The sequence below is a fragment of the Vibrio sp. 1874 genome (assembly GCF_033344395.1).
GTDB lineage: Bacteria > Pseudomonadota > Gammaproteobacteria > Enterobacterales > Vibrionaceae > Vibrio > Vibrio alginolyticus.
In genome coordinates this window covers 57,296-83,777 of sequence record NZ_JAWPOR010000003.1, presented here as the reverse complement: position 1 = coordinate 83,777, position 26,482 = coordinate 57,296, and the positions used below count along the sequence as shown (strand labels likewise).

20 protein-coding genes are annotated in these 26,482 nt (G+C 43.4%); 9 read left to right on the top strand and 11 right to left on the bottom strand.

Annotation, left to right across the window (positions count from 1 at the left end):
- Positions 1-84: 84 nt before the first annotated feature.
- Positions 85-2,352: an ATP-dependent Clp protease ATP-binding subunit ClpA gene (gene clpA, locus R8N46_RS07785; protein ID WP_005387879.1), complete on the bottom strand. Its 2,268-nt coding sequence runs from the start codon at positions 2,350-2,352 to the stop codon at positions 85-87.
- 50 nt (positions 2,353-2,402) lie between these two features.
- Complete coding sequence (gene clpS, locus R8N46_RS07780; RefSeq protein WP_005378419.1) at positions 2,403-2,723, bottom strand: ATP-dependent Clp protease adapter ClpS; 321 nt, start codon at positions 2,721-2,723, stop codon at positions 2,403-2,405.
- Between the two features lie 704 nt (positions 2,724-3,427).
- On the opposite strand from clpS, the gene cspD reads away from it, so the two are divergent.
- Positions 3,428-3,646: a cold shock domain-containing protein CspD gene (gene cspD, locus R8N46_RS07775; protein WP_005378407.1), complete on the top strand. Its 219-nt coding sequence runs from the start codon at positions 3,428-3,430 to the stop codon at positions 3,644-3,646.
- Positions 3,647-3,829: 183 nt separating this feature from the next.
- Here cspD and R8N46_RS07770 read toward each other — a convergent pair whose 3' ends face one another.
- Positions 3,830-6,055: an NADP-dependent isocitrate dehydrogenase gene (locus R8N46_RS07770; RefSeq protein WP_005378404.1), complete on the bottom strand. Its 2,226-nt coding sequence runs from the start codon at positions 6,053-6,055 to the stop codon at positions 3,830-3,832.
- Between the two features lie 311 nt (positions 6,056-6,366).
- On the opposite strand from R8N46_RS07770, the gene R8N46_RS07765 reads away from it, so the two are divergent.
- A complete protein-coding gene (locus R8N46_RS07765; RefSeq protein ID WP_017634731.1) occupies positions 6,367-7,068 on the top strand; it encodes a pseudouridine synthase in 702 nt (233 codons plus the stop codon).
- 85 nt (positions 7,069-7,153) lie between these two features.
- On the opposite strand, the gene R8N46_RS07760 is transcribed toward R8N46_RS07765, so the two are convergent.
- Positions 7,154-7,831 carry a DUF2057 family protein gene (locus R8N46_RS07760; RefSeq protein ID WP_017634732.1) on the bottom strand — a complete coding sequence of 226 codons (678 nt, stop codon included), beginning with the start codon at positions 7,829-7,831 and terminating at the stop codon, positions 7,154-7,156.
- Between the two features lie 76 nt (positions 7,832-7,907).
- Positions 7,908-8,987, bottom strand: a complete 1,080-nt coding sequence (locus tag R8N46_RS07755; RefSeq protein WP_005378424.1) for a porin — start codon at positions 8,985-8,987, stop codon at positions 7,908-7,910.
- A 515-nt stretch (positions 8,988-9,502) separates the two neighbouring features.
- Here R8N46_RS07755 and dinG point away from each other — a divergent pair.
- The 5 genes from dinG to xthA all read left to right on the top strand — a co-directional run bounded on the left by dinG (position 9,503) and on the right by xthA (position 13,986).
- Complete coding sequence (gene dinG, locus R8N46_RS07750) at positions 9,503-11,578, top strand: ATP-dependent DNA helicase DinG (protein WP_115385849.1); 2,076 nt, start codon at positions 9,503-9,505, stop codon at positions 11,576-11,578.
- Positions 11,579-11,592: 14 nt separating this feature from the next.
- Positions 11,593-12,378, top strand: coding sequence for a sulfite exporter TauE/SafE family protein (locus R8N46_RS07745; RefSeq protein WP_115385848.1), 786 nt, complete (start codon positions 11,593-11,595; stop codon positions 12,376-12,378).
- Entirely contained in the window at positions 12,375-12,920 is a 546-nt protein-coding gene (locus tag R8N46_RS07740) for a primosomal replication protein (RefSeq protein WP_033905048.1), read from the top strand. Before R8N46_RS07745 ends, R8N46_RS07740 begins: the two co-directional genes overlap by 4 nt.
- Positions 12,920-13,084 (top strand): pleiotropic regulatory protein RsmS, encoded by a 165-nt coding sequence (gene rsmS / locus R8N46_RS07735; RefSeq protein WP_005378432.1) that lies wholly within the window; start codon positions 12,920-12,922, stop codon positions 13,082-13,084. Before R8N46_RS07740 ends, rsmS begins: the two co-directional genes overlap by 1 nt.
- 95 nt (positions 13,085-13,179) lie before the next feature.
- Positions 13,180-13,986 (top strand): exodeoxyribonuclease III, encoded by an 807-nt coding sequence (gene xthA, locus R8N46_RS07730; RefSeq protein WP_005378433.1) that lies wholly within the window; start codon positions 13,180-13,182, stop codon positions 13,984-13,986.
- A 93-nt stretch (positions 13,987-14,079) separates the two neighbouring features.
- On the opposite strand, the gene R8N46_RS07725 is transcribed toward xthA, so the two are convergent.
- From R8N46_RS07725 to R8N46_RS07700, 6 genes are all read right to left on the bottom strand, one after another.
- Entirely contained in the window at positions 14,080-16,803 is a 2,724-nt protein-coding gene (locus R8N46_RS07725) for an ImpA family metalloprotease (RefSeq protein WP_115385847.1), read from the bottom strand.
- 154 nt (positions 16,804-16,957) lie between these two features.
- Positions 16,958-17,635 carry an ABC transporter permease gene (locus R8N46_RS07720; protein WP_053349436.1) on the bottom strand — a complete coding sequence of 226 codons (678 nt, stop codon included), beginning with the start codon at positions 17,633-17,635 and terminating at the stop codon, positions 16,958-16,960.
- A gap of 3 nt (positions 17,636-17,638) precedes the next feature.
- Positions 17,639-18,379, bottom strand: coding sequence for an ABC transporter permease (locus tag R8N46_RS07715; protein WP_318098381.1), 741 nt, complete (start codon positions 18,377-18,379; stop codon positions 17,639-17,641).
- 81 nt (positions 18,380-18,460) lie between these two features.
- Positions 18,461-19,231 (bottom strand): ABC transporter substrate-binding protein, encoded by a 771-nt coding sequence (locus R8N46_RS07710; RefSeq protein WP_005378437.1) that lies wholly within the window; start codon positions 19,229-19,231, stop codon positions 18,461-18,463.
- An 83-nt stretch (positions 19,232-19,314) separates the two neighbouring features.
- Positions 19,315-20,085, bottom strand: a complete 771-nt coding sequence (locus R8N46_RS07705; RefSeq protein ID WP_005378438.1) for an ABC transporter ATP-binding protein — start codon at positions 20,083-20,085, stop codon at positions 19,315-19,317.
- A gap of 264 nt (positions 20,086-20,349) precedes the next feature.
- Positions 20,350-21,825 carry a hypothetical protein gene (locus R8N46_RS07700; protein ID WP_017820023.1) on the bottom strand — a complete coding sequence of 492 codons (1,476 nt, stop codon included), beginning with the start codon at positions 21,823-21,825 and terminating at the stop codon, positions 20,350-20,352.
- A 454-nt stretch (positions 21,826-22,279) separates the two neighbouring features.
- On the opposite strand from R8N46_RS07700, the gene R8N46_RS07695 reads away from it, so the two are divergent.
- Together R8N46_RS07695 and pflB are read left to right on the top strand one after the other, a co-directional pair.
- Entirely contained in the window at positions 22,280-23,827 is a 1,548-nt protein-coding gene (locus tag R8N46_RS07695) for a DUF3360 family protein (protein ID WP_005378441.1), read from the top strand.
- Positions 23,828-24,130: 303 nt separating this feature from the next.
- Complete coding sequence (gene pflB / locus R8N46_RS07690) at positions 24,131-26,407, top strand: formate C-acetyltransferase (protein ID WP_005378442.1); 2,277 nt, start codon at positions 24,131-24,133, stop codon at positions 26,405-26,407.
- Positions 26,408-26,482: the final 75 nt, after the last annotated feature.

Sequence of the window (26,482 nt, the reverse complement as noted above, 5' to 3'; positions counted from 1 at the left end):
TATTGCACAATTTTTTCCGATTTAGTTCAGATAAAAAAGCGCACGATCTTCTCGTGCGCTTTTGCGTTTGTTACCGACTAACGATTAATGCATCGCTGTCTCTTTCTCACTTAAGTATTCAAACTCAAGCGTATCGTTGACCAGCGTTACTTTCACTGTACCGCCGTCAACTAAAGATCCAAACAACAGTTCGTTAGCCAAAGGCTTCTTAAGCTGTTCTTGGATAACACGCCCCATTGGACGAGCCCCCATAGCTTTGTCATAACCTTTATGTGCTAACCAATGGCGAGCGTCTTGCGATACTTCCATTGAAACGCCTCTCGCATCAAGTTGCACTTGCAGTTCAACAATGAACTTATCAACCACTTGATGGATAACGCTTTCATCAAGGCTGTTAAACCAGATGATGTTATCAAGACGGTTACGGAACTCAGGAGTAAACACCTTCTTAATTTCCGCCATTGCATCGTGACTGTTGTCTTGTTGAATCAAACCAATTGATTTCTTCTCGGTTTCCGCCACACCTGCGTTAGTTGTCATAACAAGAATGACATTACGGAAGTCTGCTTTGCGACCATTGTTGTCCGTTAGCGTACCGTTATCCATGACTTGCAACAACAGGTTAAAGATATCAGGGTGCGCTTTTTCAATCTCATCAAGTAATACGACCGAGTGTGGATGCTTAATAACAGCATCGGTTAGCAAACCACCTTGGTCATAACCGACATAACCAGGAGGCGCACCAATTAAGCGACTTACGGAGTGACGCTCACCATACTCAGACATATCAAAACGAAGTAGCTCGATACCTAGAAGCTTAGATAACTGCACCGTCACCTCTGTTTTACCAACCCCTGTTGGGCCTGCAAACAAGAATGAACCAACAGGTTTGTTGTCTACACCTAAACCTGCACGTGTCAGCTTGATCGCCTCGGACAATGCATCAATCGCATTATCTTGACCGAATACCAACATCTTCATTTTGCTATCTAAGTTTTTCAAAATGTCTTTATCTGAAGAAGAAACCGACTTCTCTGGAATTCGCGCCATTTTGGCAACCATTGATTCGATATCAGCCACTCCGACCGTTTTTTTACGACGGCTTGCAGGAGCAAGACGACTACGAGCACCAGCTTCATCAATGACATCAATGGCCTTATCTGGTAGATGGCGTTCATTAATGTATTTAGCCGACAGTTCTACCGCGGCACGCAGTGCTTTATTGGTATAACGTACTTCATGGTGAGCTTCGTACTTCGGCTTCAAGCCCATCAAGATTTTAGTTGTATCATCCAATGAGGGCTCTACAACGTCTATCTTTTGGAAGCGGCGAGACAACGCACGCTCTTTCTCGAAAATGTTGCTGTATTCTTGGTATGTCGTCGAACCAATACAACGCAACTTACCGCTACTTAAAAGAGGCTTAATAAGATTTGCTGCATCGACTTGACCACCAGATGCCGCGCCTGCACCGATGATGGTATGTATTTCATCGATGAACAAAATGGCATCTTCTTCTTTTTCAAGTTGTTTCAAAATCGCCTTGAAGCGCTTTTCAAAATCACCGCGGTATTTGGTACCAGCGAGCAAAGAGCCAATATCTAGTGAATAAATCACGCTGTTTTGAATAACCTCAGGGACCTGCCCTTCGACAATTCTCCATGCAAGACCTTCCGCTATGGCTGTTTTACCAACCCCTGCCTCACCCACTAGTAGTGGATTATTCTTGCGGCGTCGACAAAGTACCTGAATAGTGCGCTCTAACTCTTTATCACGTCCAATGAGTGGGTCGATGTTTCCATCTTTAGCGACTTGATTAAGATTCGTCGCAAAGCTTTCTAAGCGTTCTTCAGAATTAGGCTCTTCAACACTTTCTGAGCTAAACGAGTCTGATGATGAATCCTCACCTGCACCTGATGCTTTAGTAATACCGTGGGAGATGAAGTTAACAATATCTAATCGGGAGATGTCATTTTTCTTCAGAAGGTAAGCGGCATGCGACTCTTGCTCACTGAAGATAGCAACAAGCACGTTGGCGCCTGTTACTTCATTACGACCAGACGACTGTACATGAAAGACGGCGCGTTGTAGTACACGTTGAAAACTCAAAGTCGGCTGCGTTTCACGCGTCTCATCACTATCTGGGATAAGAGGCGTAGTTTGATCGATGAAAATATCGAGTTCGTTGCGTAAAGCGTCAAGATCCGCCTTACAAGCTAGAAGGGCTTCCTTAGCTGCATCATTTTCCAACAATGCAAGTAGGAGGTGTTCGACAGTCATAAACTCGTGGCGTTTATCTCGCGCCCGAGCAAATGCACCGTTAAGGCTTGACTCTAGTTCTTTATTTAGCATAAGTACCTCCCGAAAAAACAACTGGGGTTGTTCGAGCAAGTCTTCTTTGTTTACGCTTGCTCCATAGTGCAAAGTAGCGGATGTTCATTTTCCCTTGCGTACATCGTAACTTGCGCTACTTTTGTCTCGGCAATTTCTGCGCTGTATGTGCCGCAGATTGCCTTTCCTTCATAGTGGACCTGAAGCATGATTTGAGTTGCTTTATCAATATCATGTGAGAAAAATCGCTCAAGCACCTCTATGACGAAATCCATAGGTGTATAGTCATCATTATTGAGCACGACATTGTACAGCTTAGGTGGCTGGACTTTCGTACTTTCTCGCTCCAGAAGATCAGAGTCCGGAGTGACCCATTCAAAATTTTTACTCATGGCAATCTAAAGATATCGTATCAAAGGGTTGATGTTTTCGACCTATAAAAACAATCTACCACAAGCATGCAGCGCGGTGTAGTGAGTTATGGCACCGAATTCGATCTTTGATCGATAAAAGTTGCTACCTAATATAGAGACTAATGCACGTCTTGATACGGCGCAAATAAAAGATGCTTGTCGATAAGTTACACATTTTTTCTTATAAAAGAACTTTCTATTTATTGCTCTCGGACTATTGCAAACCACCCCATCATCTTCTATCTGGATCACACTTCCTCATTGAGAATACGGTAATTATCACGAAAACTTCATTTTTTATTCAGTCAGAGGATTCTTCTCCCATAAGCAACACGGACAGTATGGCTTTTTCAGTATGAGCCACTTCATAGGCAAATTGACTAAACTTCTGCGTATATACGAAAAACTGTTTGCAAATTTGTTAATCTCAAAAGTGATTTGTTTTCAATTATGTTTCTGTTTGTTGCTCACTGCTATTGACTGTCGAAATTCATTGACTACAGTGGAAAGTGTCGATGCATAAATCATCATTTTGAAACCTCTCTTCTTTAAGTGGTTTGATGAATGTGACTTATCATTGATTTGACGTTTGTTGGCATTCGCTGACAATGGTAGTACCAAGTTAAAGGTATAACTTGGTTGCAGTAACAACATCAGTAAAAAATGCATGAGGGATGTAAAGCATGGCTACAGGTACAGTAAAGTGGTTTAACAATGCCAAAGGATTTGGGTTTATTTGTTCAGATGAAGAAGAGGGAGATATCTTTGCCCACTACTCAACTATCCAGATGGACGGTTATCGTACACTGAAAGCAGGCCAACAAGTCTCTTACGAGATTGAAAAAGGTCCCAAAGGCTGTCACGCGAGTAGCGTCGTGCCTCTTGAAGGCCAAGCCAAATAATTAGAGCGCTGTCGAAATATAAAAATATTGCTCTCGAAACGCCACGTTGATGTTTTGAAGAGAAAAATAAACCCGCCAAGATAGCGGGTTTCTTACTATTTAGAGCACGCGTTACAAAAGGAACACTTACAACGCACTTACAGGATAGGAAACACGTCGAAAACGACGTGTTTTTACACTAACTTACTTGTTAATGATTGCGTTAAAGGTTTCGCTTGGACGCATCAATTTAGAAACCAATGCATCGTCTAGTAAGTAGTAACCTCCTAGCTCACCTTTCACGCCTTGCGCATTATTTAGCTCAGCAACGATCGTTTCTTCCTGCTCTGACAGCGCTTTTGCAATTGGTGCAAATTCAGCAGCAAGATCCGCATCATCCGTTTGCTCTGAAAGCGCTTTCGCCCAGTAAAGTGCGAGATAGAAGTGGCTTCCACGGTTATCTAGCTCACCCACTTTGCGTGACGGAGATTTGTTGGTGTCTAAAAACTCACCGGTCGCTTTATCTAGTGTATCTGCGAGAACCTGAGCCTTAGGATTGTTTGTCGCTACACTTAAATGCTCTAACGAAGCTGCAAGCGCTAGGAACTCGCCCAAAGAATCCCAACGAAGGTGATTCTCTTTTTCTACTTGTTGAACGTGCTTAGGAGCAGAACCACCAGCGCCTGTTTCAAATAGACCACCACCATTCATCAATGGAACAATAGATAGCATCTTAGCAGACGTACCTAACTCTAGAATTGGGAACAAGTCTGTTAGGTAGTCACGAAGAACATTACCTGTAACAGAGATAGTATCTAGGCCCGCTTTCATACGCTCTAGTGAGTACTTACAAGCTTCAACAGGAGATAGGATCTTAATCTCTAGACCGTCAGTATCGTGATCTGGTAGGTAGGCGTTTACTTTCTTGATGAGCTCAGCATCGTGCGCGCGGTTTTCATCTAGCCAGAATACAGCTGGAACACCTGTTGCACGTGCGCGAGTCACTGCTAGTTTAACCCAATCTTGGATTGGTGCGTCTTTAACCTGACACATACGGAAGATATCACCTTCTTCAACCGCTTGCTCTAACAGTACGTTACCTGAAGCATCAACAACGCGAACAGTACCCGCAGCGTCTAGAATGAATGTCTTGTCGTGAGAACCATACTCTTCAGCTTTCTGAGCCATTAGACCAACGTTAGGTACGCTACCCATAGTGGTTGGATCAAATGCGCCGTGCTCTTTACAGAAATCAATAACCGCTTGGTAAATACCTGCGTAGCTACGATCTGGAATCATCGCTTTGGTGTCTTTTTGTTTACCATCTGGTCCCCACATTTGACCCGAAGAGCGAAGCATTGCTGGCATAGAAGCATCTACAATAATGTCACTTGGTACATGTAAGTTTGTGATACCACGATCAGAGTCAACCATCGCAAGTTCTGGTTGAGTTTGGTAAACCGCTTGAATGGCCGCTTCAATTTCTGCTTTTTGCGCTTCAGGTAGAGACTCAATTTTTGAGTAAACATCACCGATGCCATTGTTTACATCAACGCCTAGCTCTTCAAACAGCTTACCGTACTTATCGAAAACGTCTTTGTAGTAAACTTTTACGGCATGGCCGAAAATGACAGGGTCAGAAACTTTCATCATCGTCGCTTTCATATGAAGAGACAGCAGCACGTCTTGTGCTTTCGCTTCAGCAATCTCTTTCTCGAAAAATTCAACCAACGCCTTCTTCTTCATTACTGAAGTATCAATGACTTCTTTATCTAGTAATGGGAACGCAGACTTAAGCTCTTTAACTGTACCATCATTACCGACAAACTCGATTTTGACCTCTGTTGCACCAGAGATAGTTGTAGACTTTTCGCTACCAAAGAAGTCATTGTCTGACATGCTCGCAACATGAGACTTAGATTCTGCTGACCATGCACCCATTGAGTGTGGGTTTTTCTTCGCGTAGTTCTTAACCGAAGTCGGAGCACGACGGTCTGAGTTACCTTCACGAAGTACTGGGTTAACCGCACTACCTTTGATTTTGTCGTAAGCCGCTTTAATCGCTTTCTCTTCGTACGTGCTCGGCTCTTCTGGGTAGTTTGGTAAATCGTAACCTTTCGCCTGAAGCTCTTTAATCGCCGCTTTAAGCTGAGGAACTGAAGCTGAAATGTTAGGTAGCTTGATGATATTTGCTTCTGGAGTTTGAGCTAGTTCACCAAGCTCAGTCAACGCATCGCCAATGCGCTGTTCTTCTTTTAGATGCTCTGGGAAGTTAGCGATAATTCGACCTGCTAGTGAAATATCACGAGTATCTACATTGATGCCAGACGATGCTGTGAATGATTGAATGATTGGTAGTAATGAATAAGTTGCTAGCGCCGGCGCTTCATCAGTGATGGTGTAGATAATTGTAGGTTTTTCTGTAGGCATGAAATTTCCCTATTTTTTAATCAACTTGTTGGCTGATCAACTCAGCGTCTGAGTTGGTTTAATTGACGCATTGCTGCGCGTTAGCAGTACATGTCTCCTCACTAACGCCACATGCGGTTCGCACTCTTTGTTGTAGTTTGAAGCTCTAAGCTCTGAATCCATGAGTGCACTGATATAATTAAACAAATAACACGAATTAGTCTATCATTCTGTGCGCGTTTGTTAGTTTTAGGCGCGCAAATCATATCCGATCATGAGAAAACTTAAAACTTTCAAACACAGTTCATTTACATTTTTGCAGGGTAGTTAACATGTCATCTCGTACAGGTCAGGAAAAAGGTCGCAGTCGTAACCAGTCTAAAACGGGCCATTTTAAACACTCAGGAGCTCGCAATGGCTCGAAGACTCGTACTCAGCAAGACCGCCGCCCTAATCGCCCAACAAAAAGCCAAAAGCCAAAAGTGGCCCCTAAAGATCGTAAAGTCATTATTTTCAATAAGCCTTACGATACGCTCAGTCAATTTACCGATGGCGATGGTCGCAAAACGTTAGCGGACTATATCCCAATCAAAAATGTCTATGCGGCTGGCCGATTGGACCGAGACAGCGAAGGTTTGATGGTACTCACTAACGATGGCATCTTGCAGGCGAAGCTAACGCAGCCAAAGTCAAAATCGCCGAAGACTTATTGGGTTCAAGTTGATGGCGCTCCTCAGGAGCAAGATCTTGAAAAATTGAGAAAGGGAGTAGAGCTAAAAGATGGTATGACTCTACCAGCCGAAGTTGAAGTTATTCCAAAACCACAAGTCTGGGACAGAACGCCTCCGGTTCGTTTTCGCGCAAATATCCCTACCACTTGGTTAGCCATTACCATTATTGAAGGAAGAAATCGTCAGGTGCGTCGCATGACTGCGCACATTGGCTTCCCTACTTTGCGCCTCATTCGTCATTCGATGGGTGATATCGTCCTTAACGACCTAATGCCTGGTGAATGGAGAGAAATCTCTCTCTAATAAGCAGAAAAGATAAAAGCAGGCTTAAAGCCTGCTTTTTAGATTCGTACTTTTTCAGTTAAGCCCTATCTAATGAACTAAGGGATTACTGCTCAGCAAGCCAGTTTTTAAAGGCCTCTTTTTCCGCCGGAGACGCTTTCTGGTACATCGTCTTTAATACATCAACCATTGGGCTGTCGTTCGATGCGGCTGTTGAACGGGTATCACTAGTCTCAACTCGAGGCTCGATATCACTTACTGATTGTTGATGCTGATTCACAGTTACATAACTAACGGCAACACTCGCGATACCGCCAGCAATATTGTAGTTGCGAGATTCTTGAGGGTAATTACGACCAATTTGAACACCATCTGACTCTAATACATCTTCGACCAAAGCAATAGGTTGGCCTTTGGTATCCAGTAATTGCCAATCTAGAGGCGAGATGTTGTTTTGCGCTTGGCGAAGAGTTTTAAACTCTGGCAGTTCAAACGTTAGCTTTTCGTTTTCAGCATCAAATTTAGCAACGATTACATCACTGTAAACCGTCTTAAGGTTTTCGTTAATTTCGAATGTAGGTTGATATTTGAAGACAATTTGATTCGTTCCGTCAGGTAGTTCGATTGTCTTCTCACTAGAAAAAAGACCACCTTCTAGATCTGGCTTCTCCATGTTGACGGCCAATAACTTCACGTCTTCTGGAACCACTAAAGTCGTTGCAGCGTAGAGGTTTGTACTGGCAAAAATAGACAGTGCCATTGCCACTTTTAATGATAACTGCATAGAATTTTTCATCCTTATCTTCATAGTAAAAGACCCAGCATATAGCTGGGTCTTACAATATCAAACTGGGTATTGATTACCAGTAGAAACGAGCACCAACACCGAAGTTAGTTGCGTCGTCTGTGTCTTTGTTGTCGAAGTCAGTACCTTCGAAAGTGTAACCCGCTTCTGCGAATACACGTGCCCATTTAGAGAACTTGTATTCAACACCAGCGTAGAACCAAGAAGAGTCTGCGTCTACTTTACCTGCTTCGTCAGTAGACTGAGCTAGGTACTCGTAACCAGAGTATAGAGTTGTTTTAGGAGCAACAGCGAACATACCAGCTACAACGATGTAGTGTGAATCAACTGTTGATTTACCTAGCTTATCTTCGTTTTCGTTGTAGTAGTACGTAGCACCTAGAGTGTGCTCGTTTAGTGCGTACTCAGCAGTTACTTCAAAAGATAGGTTTTCGTTATCAGTACGCTCTGTGTGAGAAACTGTTTGCTCTACACCATTAAGAACTAGTTTTTTCTCTTTAGTTACGTTGATGTCGTTGTTCGCAGTAAGTACACCAGCGTGTAGAGATAGGTCGTTGAAAGATTTACCAACGAATACTTCTAGTACTTCTTCGTTAGAATCTTTTTCGCCTAGCGCGTAACCAGCTTTTAGCCAGAACGCGTCATTTTCGTAAGCGTATTTGATTTGAGAATCGTTGTTCCAAGCGTGACCGTATGCAGTTTCCGCTGCGTTACCACCGAAGAAGTAAGAGTAATCTGCGAAGTATACGTCATCAGCCCAAGTACCTTCTTTACCGAAGCGAAGAGTACCCATATCACCCATATCAAAACCGATGATGTGGCGACGTACGTATACAGAGTCATCTGTACGCTCGCTTGAATCAGCACCTGCGTCGTAGTTGTCACCTAGAGCAACACCGATTTCAACTTCACCCAGAACTTTTAGGCTTTCGTCAACAACGTAAACCGCGTTCACACCAGTACGAGAAGAGCTAGTGTTTAGCTCTGCTGTGTGATCAGTTTTTTCTGTGAATAGAAGAGTTGGACGTAGCTGACCGTAGAAATCTACAGAACCTTCTTCAGATTTGAATACTTCAGCTGCGTTCACTGAAGTTGCAGACGCAACTACAGCTAGTGCTAATAGAGTTTTTTTCATAATTAATCCACTGCCTTTTCTTAGTTCGGGATATCCTTGTCCGGTTCCCTTTTTTTATATGTTTGAGGTAGAGCGTTAACAAAACGTTATACAGCACCTCCTCAAAATCTGGAGCTAAGAGTGCAAAAGATTATTCTGGCTGTCAAATTTTCTAAATACCAATGTAAAAAAAACAAAATACCATTATAAAACAATAACTTGATAAGTTTACCTTTATTTATTCGACGAACATCTAACCAATCTCCATTATTATTTGTAATTTACAAAATTATTAACAAATGGTTTTTTAATCCAATAAGTAAATTTAAAAAAACAAAAAAAAGAATAAAAACCCACAAATCAGACCAAGTTGGAGTTTTATATTTTTCATATAATGAAATTAATTTCATTAAGATAAGGTTCAATATTTTTTTGTGAAGGAGATCTACATTCCTTATAAAAGCATTCCGTTTTGTGAACTACTGTACAACTAGTGATGTGTGCTACTATTCGCCTCCAACGCATTTGAGGCCCGTATGCTGACCAGTAACATTCAAAAATCGATTCGTAATAGCTATCAAAACCTTCAAGATCAACTTGATAACTTTGTGCCTAGAAGAGCACAAAACTACCTTGTTGCAGAGATTGCAAAAACGCTGTGCGGTCAGTATCACAAATCTAACCGAATACTCGTTGCAGAAGCAGGGACTGGAATTGGTAAATCGCTCTCCTATCTAATGGCGACCATTCCCGTGGCTGTACATAATAATAGAAAAGTGGTTATCTCAACGGCGACCGTCGCTCTGCAAGAGCAGCTCATAAATAAAGACCTCCCTCTTTTTCGTCGGATTACTGACCGCGAGTTTTCTTTTATTTTGGCAAAAGGCCGTCAACGCTATTGTTGCGCTGAAAAGCTCGCCACTGCTAGCGGTGCTGATGGTGGCCAGTTAGCCATGTTTGAAACCAAACCTAAGCAAAAAGATATAGAGCTGTTGGAAACAATGCATCGCTCTCTTGCGCAAGGGAAATGGGACGGTGACCGTGATTCTTGGCCTAAAACCATCGATGATAAGCTTTGGCAACTGATTGTCAGTGATAAACACAGTTGCAATAACAGTTTACCAGGCCACCGCGGCTGCCCATTCCAAAAAGCGCGCTCAGAGTTGGATAAAAACGATGTCATCATTGCTAACCACTCTCTCGTCATGGCAGACGCAGATTTAGGTGGCGGCGTGATTTTACCTGAGCCAGAAAACACGATATACGTCTTCGACGAGGCACATCACTTACCTCACGTCGCTCGTGACCATGCTTCAGCATCTGCGAGTTTAAAAGGTGCGGCAGCATGGCTTGAGAAGTTAAATCAGTCGATTAGTAAGTTTTCATCACTCGCAGACGAGAAACGCGTAGCTCGATTTCGCAATGACCTTCAAGACGCGGTTCAGAACTTGATACCGGCACTGACTCAATTGCCCAAACAGTTCGACCCAGCTCAATTTGAAGAGGGTATCTACCGCTTCGAACACGGTGAACTACCGGAGTGGCTAGAGAACCAATCCAAAGAACTAAAACAGTTCAGTAAAAAAGCAAATCAGAGTGTGGCAAAAATTGCCGATCTTATTGCGGAAAGAGTAAAAGACGGGGAGCTTGCGACAAGGTTGGCTGAACCAGCGCTTGCAGAGCTCGGTTTCTACATTCAAAGGTTAGAAAACCTAGCGCAAGTATGGCATTTAATGGCTGAACCAGCTCGTGAAAAAGGTGCGCCTTTAGCTCGCTGGTTAGAAACCCACCCCGATCGCGAGGGTGATTTCATTGTGAGTGTTTCGCCACTTGAAATTGGATGGCAACTCGACCAACAGATTTGGAGCAGATGTATTGGCGCCATTTTGGTTTCCGCAACGATGCGTGCATTAAACTCCTTCCATTACTTTTGCCATCAGGTTGGTATTGATGGCAAGCCAGAATCAGGCACACAGTTTTTAGCGCTTGCGTCACCATTCGATTACCAAAACCAGGCAGAATTACTCATCCCTGCGATGAAATATGAACCACCAGCGCCTCAATTTACTGAATATCTTATTGAGATCTTGCCTAAGTACTTGGAAGACAAGAAAGCCAACTTAGTATTATTCTCATCCTATTGGCAGATGAACCAAGTCGCGAAGGCACTCTCTTCGGAGTTCATAAAAAAAGGCTGGGCGTTGCAAGTTCAAGGTGAAAGCTCACGTCAAGAAATTCTAAAAAAACATAAAAAGCTAATAGAATCAAATAAAACCAGCATCTTATTTGGTACTGGCAGTTTCTCTGAGGGGCTAGATTTACCTGGCGAATTACTTGAAAACTTGGTGATTACAAAAATTCCATTTGGTGTTCCAACCTCCCCTGTTGAGCAGGCTCACTCCGAATACATCGAGAAAAAAGGAGGAAACCCGTTTATGCAAATAACTGTACCTGACGCAAGCAAAAAGCTGATCCAGAGCGTAGGTCGCTTACTGCGTAAAGAGAGAGATTCTGGTAGAGTAACGATTCTTGATCGACGCCTAGTCACTAAGCGATACGGACAAGCCTTAATCGACTCACTACCTCCATTTAAACGTAAAATAGAATATTAGAAGAATCACCATTTATGGAAATGATTGAGCCAACCATGCTGTTGGTGTTGGCGCTTGTCGCTTTTGTCGCAGGATTTATTGATGCAGTTGCCGGTGGTGGTGGCATGCTTACCGTACCTGCTCTACTTTCGCTAGGCTTGCCGCCTCATATTGCACTAGGCACCAATAAACTTGCCGCTACCTTTGCTTCTTCTACTGCAGCATTTACGTACTACAAAAAACGTCTATTCAAACCTCAATGCTGGAGGCGTGCATTCGTGGCAACACTCGTCGGAGCGACATTAGGTACGCTATTTGTAGATGCGATTAGTACGGATTGGCTGGAAAAAGGATTGCCGCTTGTTATTTTGGCGGCAGCGTTGTATACCGTTTTTCATAAAACCCCCCACTCTGCTCATCAAAGTCCAATACCCGAGCCTTGCCCAAAACTTCATAAAAAACAGTACATGCAAGGCTTATCCATAGGATTCTACGACGGACTCGCAGGGCCTGGAACTGGGGCTTTTTGGACAGTAAGTTCAATGGCGCTGTACCGGCTGAATATCTTGCTCGCCTCTGGCTTAGCAAAAGCAATGAACTTTACCAGTAACTTTACCTCTTTGATCACTTTTGCATTCCTCGGACATATCAACTGGGTGCTAGGCTTAACAATGGGAGTATGTTTAATGGCTGGTGCTTTTGTTGGCGCGCACTCCGCTATTAGATTTGGTTCTAAATTCATTCGTCCTGTATTTGTTACTGCCGTCAGCATACTAGCCATTAAATTGGCTTATGACGCATGGTTTGTAGGTTTGTCATGAACATTTCTCAACTCCAGGAAAATCTAGAACAAATGGCGAAGCAAGCCGCTGTTCTTGACCGTCAAAGAGGCGAACATCATGTTCCGCTTTTTGATGAGCGTTTATTTGGTTGCCGCTCTCGCTTACTTACTCCTTGCGTAAAAGAAGCAAAAGCCACGCTGGATGCGATTGTGCGTGAGCAAAATGAAGGTAAGCTCACCGCTTTGCGTGCTGAGTACCTCACTGAACGGTTAGTGGCGCAAATCGGTGCAATTCAACGCGAGATTTCTACCACTAAAATTCGTAAGAATGAAATCAAACATAGCAGCTATTTCCGCAAGCCTATCAACGTGCTTTATCAGGAACTCGCTCAACACCAAGAGTGGGCAAGACGCTTGCGCGAGATGGTGTTAGAAAAAGAACGTGCTGTCGAAAGCGCTCCGAGTTTTATGCGTGCCGACGCTCAAAAAGTATTACTAGCAACCGAGCAACGTTTAGCGCGTTGTGAAGCAGCACTTCTTAAGCTAGAGAACCAAATTACACATAGGGAAAAACATCAATAATGGCTGATCAACCAACCTCGCCTTTAGATGACGCACCTGAAGAGATCAAACTGGCTGTCGATTTAATCTATTTGCTTGAGAGCAATGAGATAGATCCAGAAGTTGCGCTTAACGCTTTAAAGATCGTGCAAAACGACTTAGAAAACAAATTAAAAGCAAAGTAGCTCAGAGCGTTTCAATCCTTTCACCGAGACTCATTTTCAGTGCTCTTACACAATGATACTATTCATAAAAAAGTACGCCCCCAAAAGGATAAATAATGAAAGTAATCAGCTTTAACATCAATGGACTACGTGCGCGACTGCACCAACTCCAAGCGCTAATCGACAAACACCAACCTGATGTGATTGGTCTTCAGGAAATTAAAGTTCACGATGAAGCATTCCCGATTGAAGCTGTCGAAGCCATGGGCTACAAAGTGTATTTTCATGGTCAAAAAGCACATTACGGCGTAGCAATGCTTTGTAAGCAAGAGCCTCTACACGTACAAAAAGGGTTCCCGACGGATAACGAGGAACATCAAAAGCGCATGATCATGGCAACGTTTTTAAATGAAAACGGCGAAAAGGTCACTGTGCTAAACGGCTATTTCCCTCAAGGGGATAACATCAGCCACGAAACCAAATTCCCATACAAGCGCCAATTCTATAAAGATCTGATGACCTACCTAAACGATCATCACAATAACGACGAGCAATTGATTGTTATGGGTGACATCAACATCAGCCCTATTGATGCAGATATCGGTATCGGCGAGCCAAACCGTAAACGCTGGCTAAAAACAGGTAAATGTTCATTCCAACCTGAAGAGCGCGAATGGTTGAAAACCTTACTAGACTGGGGCTTTGTGGACACCTTCCGTAAGCTATACCCAGAGGTGAACGATCAATTTTCGTGGTTTGACTACCGTTCTCGCGGTTTTGATGATAACCGTGGCCTACGAATTGATGTCATTTTGGCAACCCCTTCTCTAGCGGAAAAGTGTATTGAATCTGGTATCGACTATGAGCTTCGTGGTATCGAGAAGCCTTCAGATCACGCACCAATCTGGTCAACATTTAAGTAATATATTGCAAAGCTATAAGCGAGACTCAACGCTAAGCTTAGTCCAATAAAAAGGGAGACTCAGTCTCCCTTTTTCATACAAATTACCAGTTAATCACTGATTCAGCGGCCAAACCGTTTGACCATCAATAGTTATCGGTGTTTGAGCAAATTCGTTCAGACAGTAGCCTGTATTACTACTTGCAAAGTAAGTGAGCGGCATCGGCGGTAGATTCAGCGCCACAACCTGCTGTTTCGCTTTTTCTGTGAACGAGAACCCCCACATATCGAGATAGTTAGTCATATCTCGCTGAGAGATGTAGCTCAGAGCAATAAGCAACCAGTCGTTGTTCGAGATTCTATTTGCTTCTTCCCGAGAGTAGTTGGCGAAACCAATGCTCAATCGTCTCTCATCCCAAAGCGCATCGTCCGATTTTAAGCGGTTAAACTCACGTTCAATCAGGTGCAAGCGCGCCAATAAATGCCAACCATTTTTAAGCACACCTTCATGCTGCGCCGCCATCATCATTTGAATGTAAACACGAGCGCCCCAACTCCAACTGGTTTGATTTTGCGCAGCCATGTATGCGTTTGGATCCGCTTGAGTTCGGCTAGCTTGCAATAATTCAAACTGGCCTTTGAAATCCAAGCTTTGGCAAGTTGAAACTTTTCCCGTATTCTGGAAGAAACGAGACTTACTGTAATACGAGTAGTAATTGGTCGTTGAATGCCCTTCCCAGCCTGAAAATCGGAATCGACCTTTTTCTAAACCATGACCAAGCTCATGTAAATCACCGTGACCGAGTGGGCTGAATGACCAATAAGCATCGTAAGGGTTACCCGAACAACCATAACCACACGTCGCTTGGTCAGCGTTCATGTGCTTCACTATATCAATATTGGCGATTTCCCAACCTTGGTTTTGGGCGTATTGAATAATTTCAGGCACTTCATCTATGCCCGGCCCTTGGAAACCTGCCAGCACATGCGGGTAGTTGTGAACATATTCTTCTGTTGCAAGCGCCATTTCCGAAGGGGTAGACCACATTTCATCGTTGACCGACTCCAACATTTTGTCGCGCTTTGAGTGTACTTCAAACCCAGGAGTGATCAGCTCAGCCCAATCGAATAAATTGGCTTCTAACTGTTGAATAAAAGCGTCGTTGTCCTTCTCACTTCTCCAAACTGGATGCTGTGCCACATGATTAAATTTCAGTTCAACCGGAACATCATTTTTGTCAAAGTGAACCTGTACTGGACCACCATAAGGAGAAGTCAGCGTGATGGTTTCACCCGGCTTCACTTCATAGCCGAATGAAGTCAGCAGTTTTGGTCGCGTGTATCCATCTTTGCTGAACTCATGAGTTGCACCACTTCTTAAAGTGTTGATGACAATCTTAGTCGCCACATCATTGCTGTCATTACGTTTAACCGTAAAGGTTTCCCCAGGAAGCGCATACACACCAGCCGAACGGAAGTTACGCTTTGATTCCATATTAATCGTTGCACTGATTCTCTTTATGTCAGGGCTAAACTCACTACGGCTGAAGTTCCCCATATTTGGTTGTTTTGGGTTTACGCTTCGGCTGTTGTATTGCACGTAATCGGCAAAGTACGACTTTAGGAATTCGGTCGTTTGGGTTGATTGTTTGTCCATCGGGAAGACAACCGTTTGACGATAATGATCAGCCAGCAATACCATGAGTTTTTCGTATTGGTAGCCGTTTTGATTAAACAAATCTACTTTTTGTTCATCAAGCTTTTGCAACCAATGGCGAATGCTGTTTGCCCCTGCATAAAATTGACTGTCCATATTCGCAGTGTCAGGGCAGGATTTGTCATCACACTTTGACAAGTCAACGTTGAAATTTTGAGATTCAAAACGAGACAACAGCGCTTGTTGTGTGATGACAGAGTCCGGCACAACGTTCATCAACGATGAAGGTTCCCAGTCGACCAAGCCTAACTTACGCCAATAGTTATCTCCCACATAATCAACATGGAATTTTTCCAAAATGTCTTGGCCAAGATCAGTTAGTCCTCCATCCCAATGCAGGTATAGAACAGGAATTTGGGCTTGCTCAGCGTATTCCAAAGCTTCGAGTACTGGTTTGTTGGTATCTCCAGATTGCAGATGCTGTGACAAGATCAATAAGTTTGGAGTATTGGTTTGCAAGCAGCTAAGTAGCTTCGAACCATCGCATAGGTTGGCCTCGTTAAACGCCAACTCTTGTGAAACATTGTCTTTCAGCCAATTCCGAGTCGCTTGCTCATCCGGAAAGTAATAAGACTGATCCATTTGCGCGATGACGACGTTTGAAGTAACTCCGCCCGACAACCAAGTGACCAGGTTACTTAACCATTTCGTCATCGCTGCGTTGGAAGAGTCGGGAAAACGTTGTGCCGTTCTAAATGGGTTACTACCTAATAGTGCGTAACGTTGACCATTAGACTTTTCCCCGGCAACGCCAATTGACAGAGCTTGATCTTTGTAACCGCTTGCCATGGCCTTATTGGTCATCAAGATGGTGTCGTTGAAGCCATACTGAGGTGCCAAGATCGCGGCATCATGGGTTGGATCCCAATAAAGACCTGAAAGGTTTTTCGCAATTGCAGACTTGATCGTATTCGACTGCATCTTGTGAGCTTCCACAACCTGATGACTTTTACGAATGAAATCGCTCGGGTCAGAAACGAGCAGTGCATTACCAGTTTCCAGAGCTTGTTGAACTGGAGCTGGCGTTGGTTTTGCTTGAGCATTAGGTTGTGATTCTCTCTCTCCCCCACCACATCCTGTGGCTAAGGCGGCAATGCCCAACGATAGAATTGTTTTTTTCATTTTTACTTACTAAACAATGAGTTTACCGAATGTTAATGTAAGTTAATGAATAATAAGAAAGAGTCTTTTACATCGGCTGGAAAAATAGGAATGAAGATAACAAAATTATCAAAAGCAATAGCACCCATTCCGGTGCTATTACCTCTATTGATAATTAGCTTAAAGGACGTAGATAAGCTAAGAAACGCTTCTCTGCCACTTTGAAACACCACAAGATCATAAACGTCAGTGCCATGTAGAACAGCCCCGCCGTCAGGAAAGACTCAAATGGTGCATAGTAGCGCGAGTTAACTAGACGCGCAGCACCAGTTAAATCCATGATGGTAACGATGCCCGCGACTGCACTTCCGTGCAGCATAAATATGACCTCGTTTGAATAAGCTGGTAATGCTCGACGCAATGCACTCGGCAAGATAATACGTCTATATGTCATAAACTTACTCATGCCATATGCTTTCGCAGCTTCCACCTCACCTTTCGGCAAACCATTAATCGCACCACGAATAATTTCTGCGGTGTAAGCCGATGTATTCAGAATAAAAGCGACCAAAGCACAGAACCAAGCGTTCTCCCACAAGGTATCTTTCACAGGGAAAAACTGATCCATGCCGTAGTAAATCAAATACAGCTGAACCAATAGCGGCGTTCCACGGAAAAAGTAAATGAATCCCCAAGAAGGTAAGCTTAGAGCGTAATTGGTACTATTGCGTGCCACGGCTAATGGGATAGAGACAAACAAGCCAATAACCAACGCTAATCCCACTAACCAAACTGTTGTCCAAAGTCCCTGAAGATAAGTTGGAAAGCTTTCAATAATCAAAGAAAAGTCCATAACTTACCTCGCATGAATACTGAACTTACGCTCAACAAGCTTGAGTAGCCCGGTCGAAACGCTGGTAAAAAATAGAAAGATGAGCGCGACAGCCATGTAAAAGGTGAACGGCATTTTCGTTGTACCTGCTGCCAATGAGCTCATTCTCACCATGTCATCCAGACCAATAATGGAAACTAACGCTGTGGTCTTAAGTAACACTAACCAATTATTACCAAATCCAGGTAATGCATGACGAATCATCTGAGGAAGTAAGATTCTTCTAAACGATAAAGCAGAACTCATCCCATAAGCTTTCGCCGCTTCTAATTCACCCTTGTCCACCGCCATGATCGCTCCACGAAAAGTCTCCGCCATGTAGGCGCCAAAGATAAAACCAATCGTGAGTACACCAGCTATAAATGGGCTGACATCAATATAATCAGGTAAGTAAGACGTCCATTCATGGTTTGGATCACTCGAGGCAAACCACTCGTTGAGCGTTTCGTTGATGGAGTAAAGGCTGTTATTTAAAAGTATTTGTCCACCAAAGAAAATTAGCATCATCAGAACCAAATCTGGAATGCCGCGAATGACGGTGGTGTAAAGAATGGCAATCGCCCTTGCCCATTTGTAAGGTGCTAACTTAGCTAATGCGCCAAGCATGCCTAAGACCATGGCGAGAATGAGTGAAAGCACTGCAACTTCTATTGTTACTAAAGCTCCTTTCAAAATCGAAGCTTCGTATCCTTGTAAATCTAGCATAGGTGAGTTCCTAATCCCTAAACTCAAAAAATCGACCGTTGACTACTTCTAGGAACAAGCCAACGGTCGCTTAATTACGGTTTATTCACCGTACACATCGTAGTTAAAGTATTTACCAGCAATTTCTTGGTAAACACCTTTCTCACGTAGTGAAATAATTGCTGCGTCGAGTTTCTTCGTTAGATCTTTGTCTTGTTTACGAACAGCGATACCCATACCTTCGCCAAACCATTTTGGATCGGTTAACGATGGTCCAACAAACTCATAAGCTTCGCCACCTGCTTTGTTGATCACACCCTCTTCTAGAGCAGAAGCATCACCTAAAACAGCAGCAATTCGACCATTTTCTAGATCAAGATACGCTTCATCAAAAGAGCCATAACGCACAATTTCAACATCATCGCCGTAGTTGTCAGTTAAGTACTTGTCATGTGTCGTCGCACGTTGCACGCCAATTTTGACATCTTTAAGATTATCAAAATCTAGACCAGCACCTTTCTTAGCGATAAATTTATTTGGAATTTGTGCGTACTTGCCAGTGAAATCGACTTTTTTCTTGCGCTCTTCAGTGATAGACATTGCTGCGATGATGGCATCGTACTTACGTGCAAGCAGAGAAGGAATAATACCATCCCAATCTTGAGCGACGATTTTGCACTTCACTTGCATCTCTTCACAGAGTGCATTTGCCATGTCTACGTCAAAGCCTTTTATTGAGCCATCAGTTTCTGTCCAGCTAAACGGAGGGTAAGCACCTTCGATACCAAAGCGAACTGTTTTCCATTCTTTCGCTTGGGCAACACCTGATACTGCCGTTGCAGCAATCGTTGCTGCTAATAACCACTTTTTCATTTCCATACTCCTGTGATTGCTATTTTATTTCGTTTTGTTTGTTGTGTTGGCTTAGGAGGCAATAGTCTGCCGCCTAACAAATATTAGTAAATGGATGAGATAAACTGCTGTAATCGTTCTGAATCCGGGTTTGTAAATAGCTTAGCTGGATTTCCCTGTTCTTCCACTAAGCCTTGATGTAAAAACATCACATGGTTTGATACGTCACGCGCAAACGCCATTTCGTGCGTGACCACCAGCATAGTTCGCCCTTCATCTGCCAAATCTCTCATTACCCCCAGAACTTCTCCTACAAGTTCTGGGTCAAGCGCAGAAGTTGGCTCGTCAAACAACATCACCTCTGGGTCAACTGCTAGCGCACGGGCAATAGCTGCACGTTGCTGCTGGCCGCCAGATAAGTGCCCAGGGTAATAATCTTTACGCTCATACAAGCCTACTTTCTTAAGCAAGACTTCTGCATTTTCAATCGCTTGAGCTTTTGGCACGCCTAAGACATGAACAGGCGCCTCAATCACGTTTTCTAGTACGGTTAGGTGAGACCAGAGGTTGAAACCTTGGAAAACCATTGCCAGGCGTGAGCGAATACGTTGGACTTGCTTTTCATTAGCAGGAACAGATTCACCTGCTCTGTTGTTCTTCATTTGGATTAATTCACCATTTACCCAAATTTCGCCCGCGGTAGGCGTTTCTAGCAAGTTGATACATCTGAGAAAGGTACTCTTACCTGAGCCGGAAGAGCCAATGATGGAGATAACATCTCCTTTGTGCGCGGCAAGTGAAATGCCTTTTAAAACTTCATTTTGTCCAAATGTTTTGTGCAGGTCTTTTATATCTAGCGCTGGTACATCATTCATGCGCCCTACTCCCTGTGTTTTTGTCACTGCCATTAAGGGACTCCGCCCTCTCTAATTCGGAACAAATTAGCACCGCCCTTTGAAACTTGCAACAAATTATTAACCTAAATAATTCGAATAGAAAGATACTATAGACAAATTAATATGCAATATATAGCAACATATTCTTCAAAAGTTGAATATTAAATATAAAAAAGCCCCTTTCAAAGGGGCTTAGTAAATTTACAAAAGTGTTAATTGAAACCTATTCGAGGTCGCAATGAATTAATTAAAACGACTGACTACCAACGAGTTTGAAGTACGTAATGTCACCTCATTTTCTAAGCCTTCTTTTTCAGAAGTAATGATGCCATCTAGGTCTTCATCTAGTTCAGGCTCTGACGCTTCACCATTGGAGAAGAAGCTCATGAAAACTTTAGAATCAATATTACTATCTTCATTCACTACCAAAGCAGTGCGATTAAAATCGTCCGAAGCTGAAACTTTCAAACCGTTAACGGCCGATGTTGGGAAGTTGTAGTAATGCAATTCTGGAACAACAACAGAATCACTATCACTTGTTGTGAAAATGCGATGTGTGACCCTGTAGTCGCCTGAAGTTGCAAAGTAAGCGACACGAGTAAAGCCTTCAGTAGACGATGTTAAGCCCATGTCCAGATCAATCACGGACTCTGCACTTCCTTGCGTTGATACACTTGGTTTTGTGTTCGGCAGGTTATCAATATTTAAGTAAGCACTCGGATCAACGTCAATATCCCATCCGTCAGAGATCGTTTCGTTAAGTAGAGACTCCCAACCATTAACTTGATTCTCTGAGAACGCCATGTATACCCAAGTTTCTTTATTCGTTGCACTAGGGCGATTATATTCAACGGCCGTTTTATCCAGCTTCAACGCGTCATATGCAAAGCCGTTAGTAACAAAGCCAATGTTGAGCGAGTCGTAAGTATAGTCAGAAGACGAATAAATGTTTGACGTATTATCCGCTCTAACTAAGGCTATCTCACCAGTTCCCCACGAACCAATACCATACTGGTAAAGCGCTTTGTCGCTTGAACCTGATTCATACTGAAACAATGCCGTTGGTTCACCTTTAAGCCCCATCAGTTCATCAGTAGGCAACATATCAGGGTTCGGAGACGTGAAAATATCGGTTTGCGAGACAAAGTTGTAATCTCCGCCACCTGATTCAGCGTTTCGGTAATCTAAGTTAGTAAACTTATTGCTTGCTAAGTTACCGCCAGTAAAGCATTTGTTCAAAGAGTCTCGGTTTAGTGCAAAAGTAGCATTACGTAGTTTCTTATCTTGCAAGAACTCTTTTGAAAACGTGTTTACGCGAGCTTCTTTGCCGTTAAATTCTATTGCTTGAAACGTTACAAAGCCGCCGTCAGGGATATCTTCAAGATAAAACTTAAAGTTATCAGTGGTAGGTTTGATAATGTCTCCGGATCTTTTGCCATCGGCATCAGAGTAGTAACCGATAACATAGTTGGTCACTTGCTCTTTTGACGCTGCACTATAGGTTAAAACCGTTTTATCGCCGTTCAGCTCAGTTTTGTGGTCATATACAGTACAACCTTTCGTAGTTGCTTCACTTTCAGTCATTGTTGCTGGTATAGCAAAATCAAAAGTAAAGGCAGTTTTCGGCGCTGCACCACCGCCACCGCCGCCACCGCCGCCGCAACCGACCATTAACCCTGAGATGATTGCCACTAGTGGCAGTACTTTAAGCTGTTTCATGTCTTTTTCCTAAACTGAGCGGCAATGATTAGCCAAAAAATTGTCTTTGCTCTGTCCAAAGCAAGAATAAAGCCAGCTTTATATAATCACCGTGAATATTGACATTTAATCTGCATCTCGTGCAAAAGGACAAAAAGTTCTAATTTTATGCAACTTGTGTAATGAAATTACACAAGATCTCCGCATCTCATTCGCATGCCAGAAACTTTCTGTAGTTTTATTTCACAACCATTCTTAAAGTGATCTAAATCAATCACCCTAAATGGCTATCTTGCTAGACTCCTGCCAAAAGATGAGGCTTTTTTTTGCGCCTCAACACAATAAGTTATTAGCTATGCTTAGGCACAGTGTCGACGTGTAACAAATCTAACAATAGCTAGCATAAGCGTGCCGCAGGATGCGGATTAACACAATTGAATGAAGAATTCATAACTTTTAAATATATGAGGAATCTATGTCAGACGCAGTTAACAAAACGCACTCTGATTCAGATATCGAGACCAAGAGCTACCGTGAGCTTCATCGTCCAGCATCTGAGTTCGCAAGCCGTTCAGACTACCTAGACCACGAACTACAAATTATGAAGCCACGTCGTTTTGGCTTGAACTTGCCAGGTCGTGACTTCCGCTTTGAGCTTGAAGACCTTGTTCCAGCACTTGCTGGTACTATCGGTATTATCGCAATGTACTCTGCGGTAATGATGTCTTGGGCTGAAGGTCTTACTGCAGCATGGGACCACGTAAACTTAGGCAAGGACTTTGCTATCGAAGTTGCGCGTGTAGAAATGCTCATCCCTGCACTTCTTTTCTGTGTACTTGCCTCTGGTTTTATTAACCCTAAAGCCAATCTAGCAGGCAACCACGGCCCAATGATCCCTCTTATTGGTACCATCGCTCTTGCTGGTGCTCACCCTCTTGCATTAGCAATTCTCATTGGTGTGTTTGGTTTGATTTTGAGCCTCTTAAAAGGTGGGTCAAAACTGGTTAACCTCACCTCTGAAGGTACGGCTGGTGGCCTTCTTATTTTCTTAGGTTTAACCGGAACCATGAGCCAAATTAACTCTATTCAAGCTTGGGCTGTTGGTTTGCAATCCGATACGGTTGCCGCTGGTAGCATGGGTTACATCGGTCTAATTGTTCTTGCGGTTACCATTGGCTTATACGCGTTCCTTGCTAAAGTGAACAAACGCTGGCTAGCGATCCCTGTTTGTGCCTTCACTGGGCTTGCAATCGCACTTGCTCTTGGCGCAGGCTTCGATATTAAATTCGTAACCGAGACAGGCCTTCCAAACCTAAATCCAATCTACTGGTGGGGTTCAACAGAAGAAGGTTGGATGCTTGGTCTTCCTAATATGGAACACTTCATCGCTTCTCTACCATTCGCCATTCTTGCGGTAGCAATGTGGTCACCTGACTTCTTGGGTCACCGTATCTTCCAAGAGATGAACTACCCACGTAAGAGTGAGAAAGTGCTGATGGACGTTGATGACACAATGACAATGTGTTCCGTTCGCCAAATGGTCGGTACTGCAGTGGGTGGTGGTAACATCACATCATCTTGGGGGACTTACATGATCCCTGCTGCAATCGCGAAACGCCCTATTCCTGCTGGTGCCATCTTACTAGGCTCTCTATGTATTATTGTTGCAATCCTTGGTTTTCCTATGGACGTTGCAGTATGGCCTCCAGTTATGCGCGTTGCTCTTCTCGTTGGTGTATCTCTACCACTGCTTGAAGCTGGCATGCAGATGGTGAAGGACTCGAAAGACTCACAAGCAGCAGGTATCTGTATCTTTGGTTCTGCCGTTGTTAACCCAGTTCTAGCTTGGGCACTAACTATGCTTTTAGATAACAACGGTTTAATTGGAGATAAAGAGCGCGCGTCTCGCCTATCATTTGTAGACAAGATTGTGATCCCAGTAAGCGTACTTGTTATCTGTTTAGTTGCTATGCTTGCAGTTGGTATGCTTGAAGGCCAGTATGGCATCCAAGCTTGGCTATAAGCTAGCAGTCCAGAAATTTGTGGGTAGCGCTCGTCGCTACCCCATTTTTATCGAAATTTTTGAGGATTTATTGATTTAGTTTAAGGTTTGCAAAAAAATTTTAGTTTAACCTCTAACTGTTGCTTAAAAAGAGAAACGTTAAAACTAGTGACAATATTTATAGTTTTGTAAATCGAATACGTAAATTTAAGACTATAAATATTGTTATTCATAAGAGTGTACTGTTCCCCTCTTTTATCTGGGGATAGCTGGCTCAACGGCGAAGCAGTACGTATTTTTTTCTACTAAAAAGGTAGGTATGTCATGGCAGAGCAATTTGCTAAAGCTTGGGAAGGTTTTGCTGCAGGCGACTGGCAAAACGAAGTAAACGTTCGTGATTTCATTCAGAAGAACTACACTCCGTACGAAGGCGACGAATCTTTCCTAGTTTCTGAAGGTACTGAAGCGACTAACAAGCTTTGGGCTAAGGTAATGGAAGGCATCAAACAAGAGAACGCGACTCACGCTCCTGTTGATTTTGATACTTCAGTTATCTCTACCATCACTGCTCACGATGCAGGCTACATCGAAAAAGACCTAGAAACTATCGTAGGTCTTCAAACTGACGCTCCTCTAAAACGTGCGATCATCCCTAACGGTGGTATCCGCATGGTTGAAGGTTCATGCAAAGCCTACGACCGCGAGCTAGACCCACAAGTTAAAAAAATCTACACAGAATACCGTAAAACTCACAACCAAGGCGTTTTCGATATCTACACTCCTCAAATCATGGCGTGTCGTAAATCTGGCGTACTGACTGGTCTTCCAGATGCATACGGTCGTGGTCGTATCATCGGTGACTACCGTCGTGTTGCTCTATACGGTATTGACTTCCTAATGAAGGATAAATTCGCGCAGTTCTCTTCTCTACAAGAGCGTTTTGAGAACGGCGAAGACCTACAAATGACAATGCAGCTCCGTGAAGAGATCGCAGAGCAACACCGTGCTCTAGGTCAAATCAAAGAAATGGCTGCAAAATACGGTTGTGATATTTCTCGTCCTGCTGAAACTGCGCAAGAAGCTATTCAGTGGACTTACTTCGGTTACCTAGCTGCTGTTAAATCTCAAAACGGTGCGGCTATGTCTCTAGGTCGTACTTCTACGTTCCTAGACATCTTCATCGAACGTGATATCGCGGCTGGTAAGCTAACTGAAGAACAAGCTCAGGAAATGATCGACCACTTCGTAATGAAACTACGTATGGTTCGTTTCCTACGTACTCCTGAGTACGATGATCTATTCTCTGGCGACCCTATCTGGGCAACTGAGTCTATGGGTGGTATGGGTCTTGACGGTCGTACGCTAGTTACTCGTACAAACTTCCGTTTCCTAAACTCACTATACACTATGGGTCCTTCTCCAGAGCCAAACATCACTGTTCTTTGGTCTGAGCAACTACCTGAAGGCTTCAAGAAGTTCTGTGCGAAAGTATCTATCGATACTTCTTCTATTCAGTACGAAAATGACGACTTAATGCGTCCAGACATGAACTCTGACGACTACGCGATCGCATGTTGTGTATCTCCAATGGTTGTTGGTAAGCAAATGCAGTTCTTCGGTGCTCGTGCGAACCTTGCGAAAACAATGCTTTACACCATCAACGGTGGTGTGGATGAGAAGCTAAAAATCCAAGTTGGCCCGCAAATGCCTAAGATCGAAGGCGATGTTCTTAACTACGATGAACTGTGGGAGAAAATGGACCACTTCATGGATTGGCTAGCGAAACAATATGTGACTGCACTAAACGCTATCCACTTCATGCACGATAAGTACAGCTACGAAGCGGCACTAATGGCTCTACACGACCGTGACGTTAAACGTACTATGGCTTGTGGTATTGCTGGTCTATCTGTTGCGGCTGACTCACTATCTGCAATTAAATACGCAAAAGTTAAGCCAATTCGTGACGAAGACGGTCTAGCAATCGACTTCGAAATCGAAGGCGATTACCCTAAATTCGGTAACAACGACCCACGCGTTGATGACATTGCATGTGAACTTGTTTCTGTATTTATGGGCAAAATCCGTAAGCTTAAGACTTACCGTGATGCAATCCCTACTCAGTCAATTCTTACTATCACTTCAAACGTGGTTTACGGTAAGAAAACTGGTAACACGCCTGACGGTCGTCGTGCTGGTGCTCCATTTGCTCCAGGTGCAAACCCAATGCACGGTCGTGACGAGAAAGGTGCTGTAGCATCACTAACTTCAGTTGCTAAACTGCCGTTTGCTGACGCACAAGATGGTATCTCTTACACATTCTCTATCGTACCTAACGCACTAGGTAAAGATGAGGGTTCACAACGCGCTAACCTTGCTGGTCTTATGGATGGTTACTTCCACCACGAAGCGGGTATCGAAGGTGGTCAACACCTAAACGTGAACGTTCTTAACCGTGAAACTCTAGAAGACGCAGTTAAGCACCCAGAGAAATACCCTCAGCTAACAATCCGTGTATCTGGTTACGCTGTTCGCTTCAACTCTCTAACTGCAGAGCAACAAGCTGACGTAATCGCGCGTACATTCACTGAGTCTCTATAAGACTATAGCGAAATAACGTTCTAGTAATACAACAAAGGCTGATGCTAAGTAGCATCAGCCTTTTTTTATTTCTTG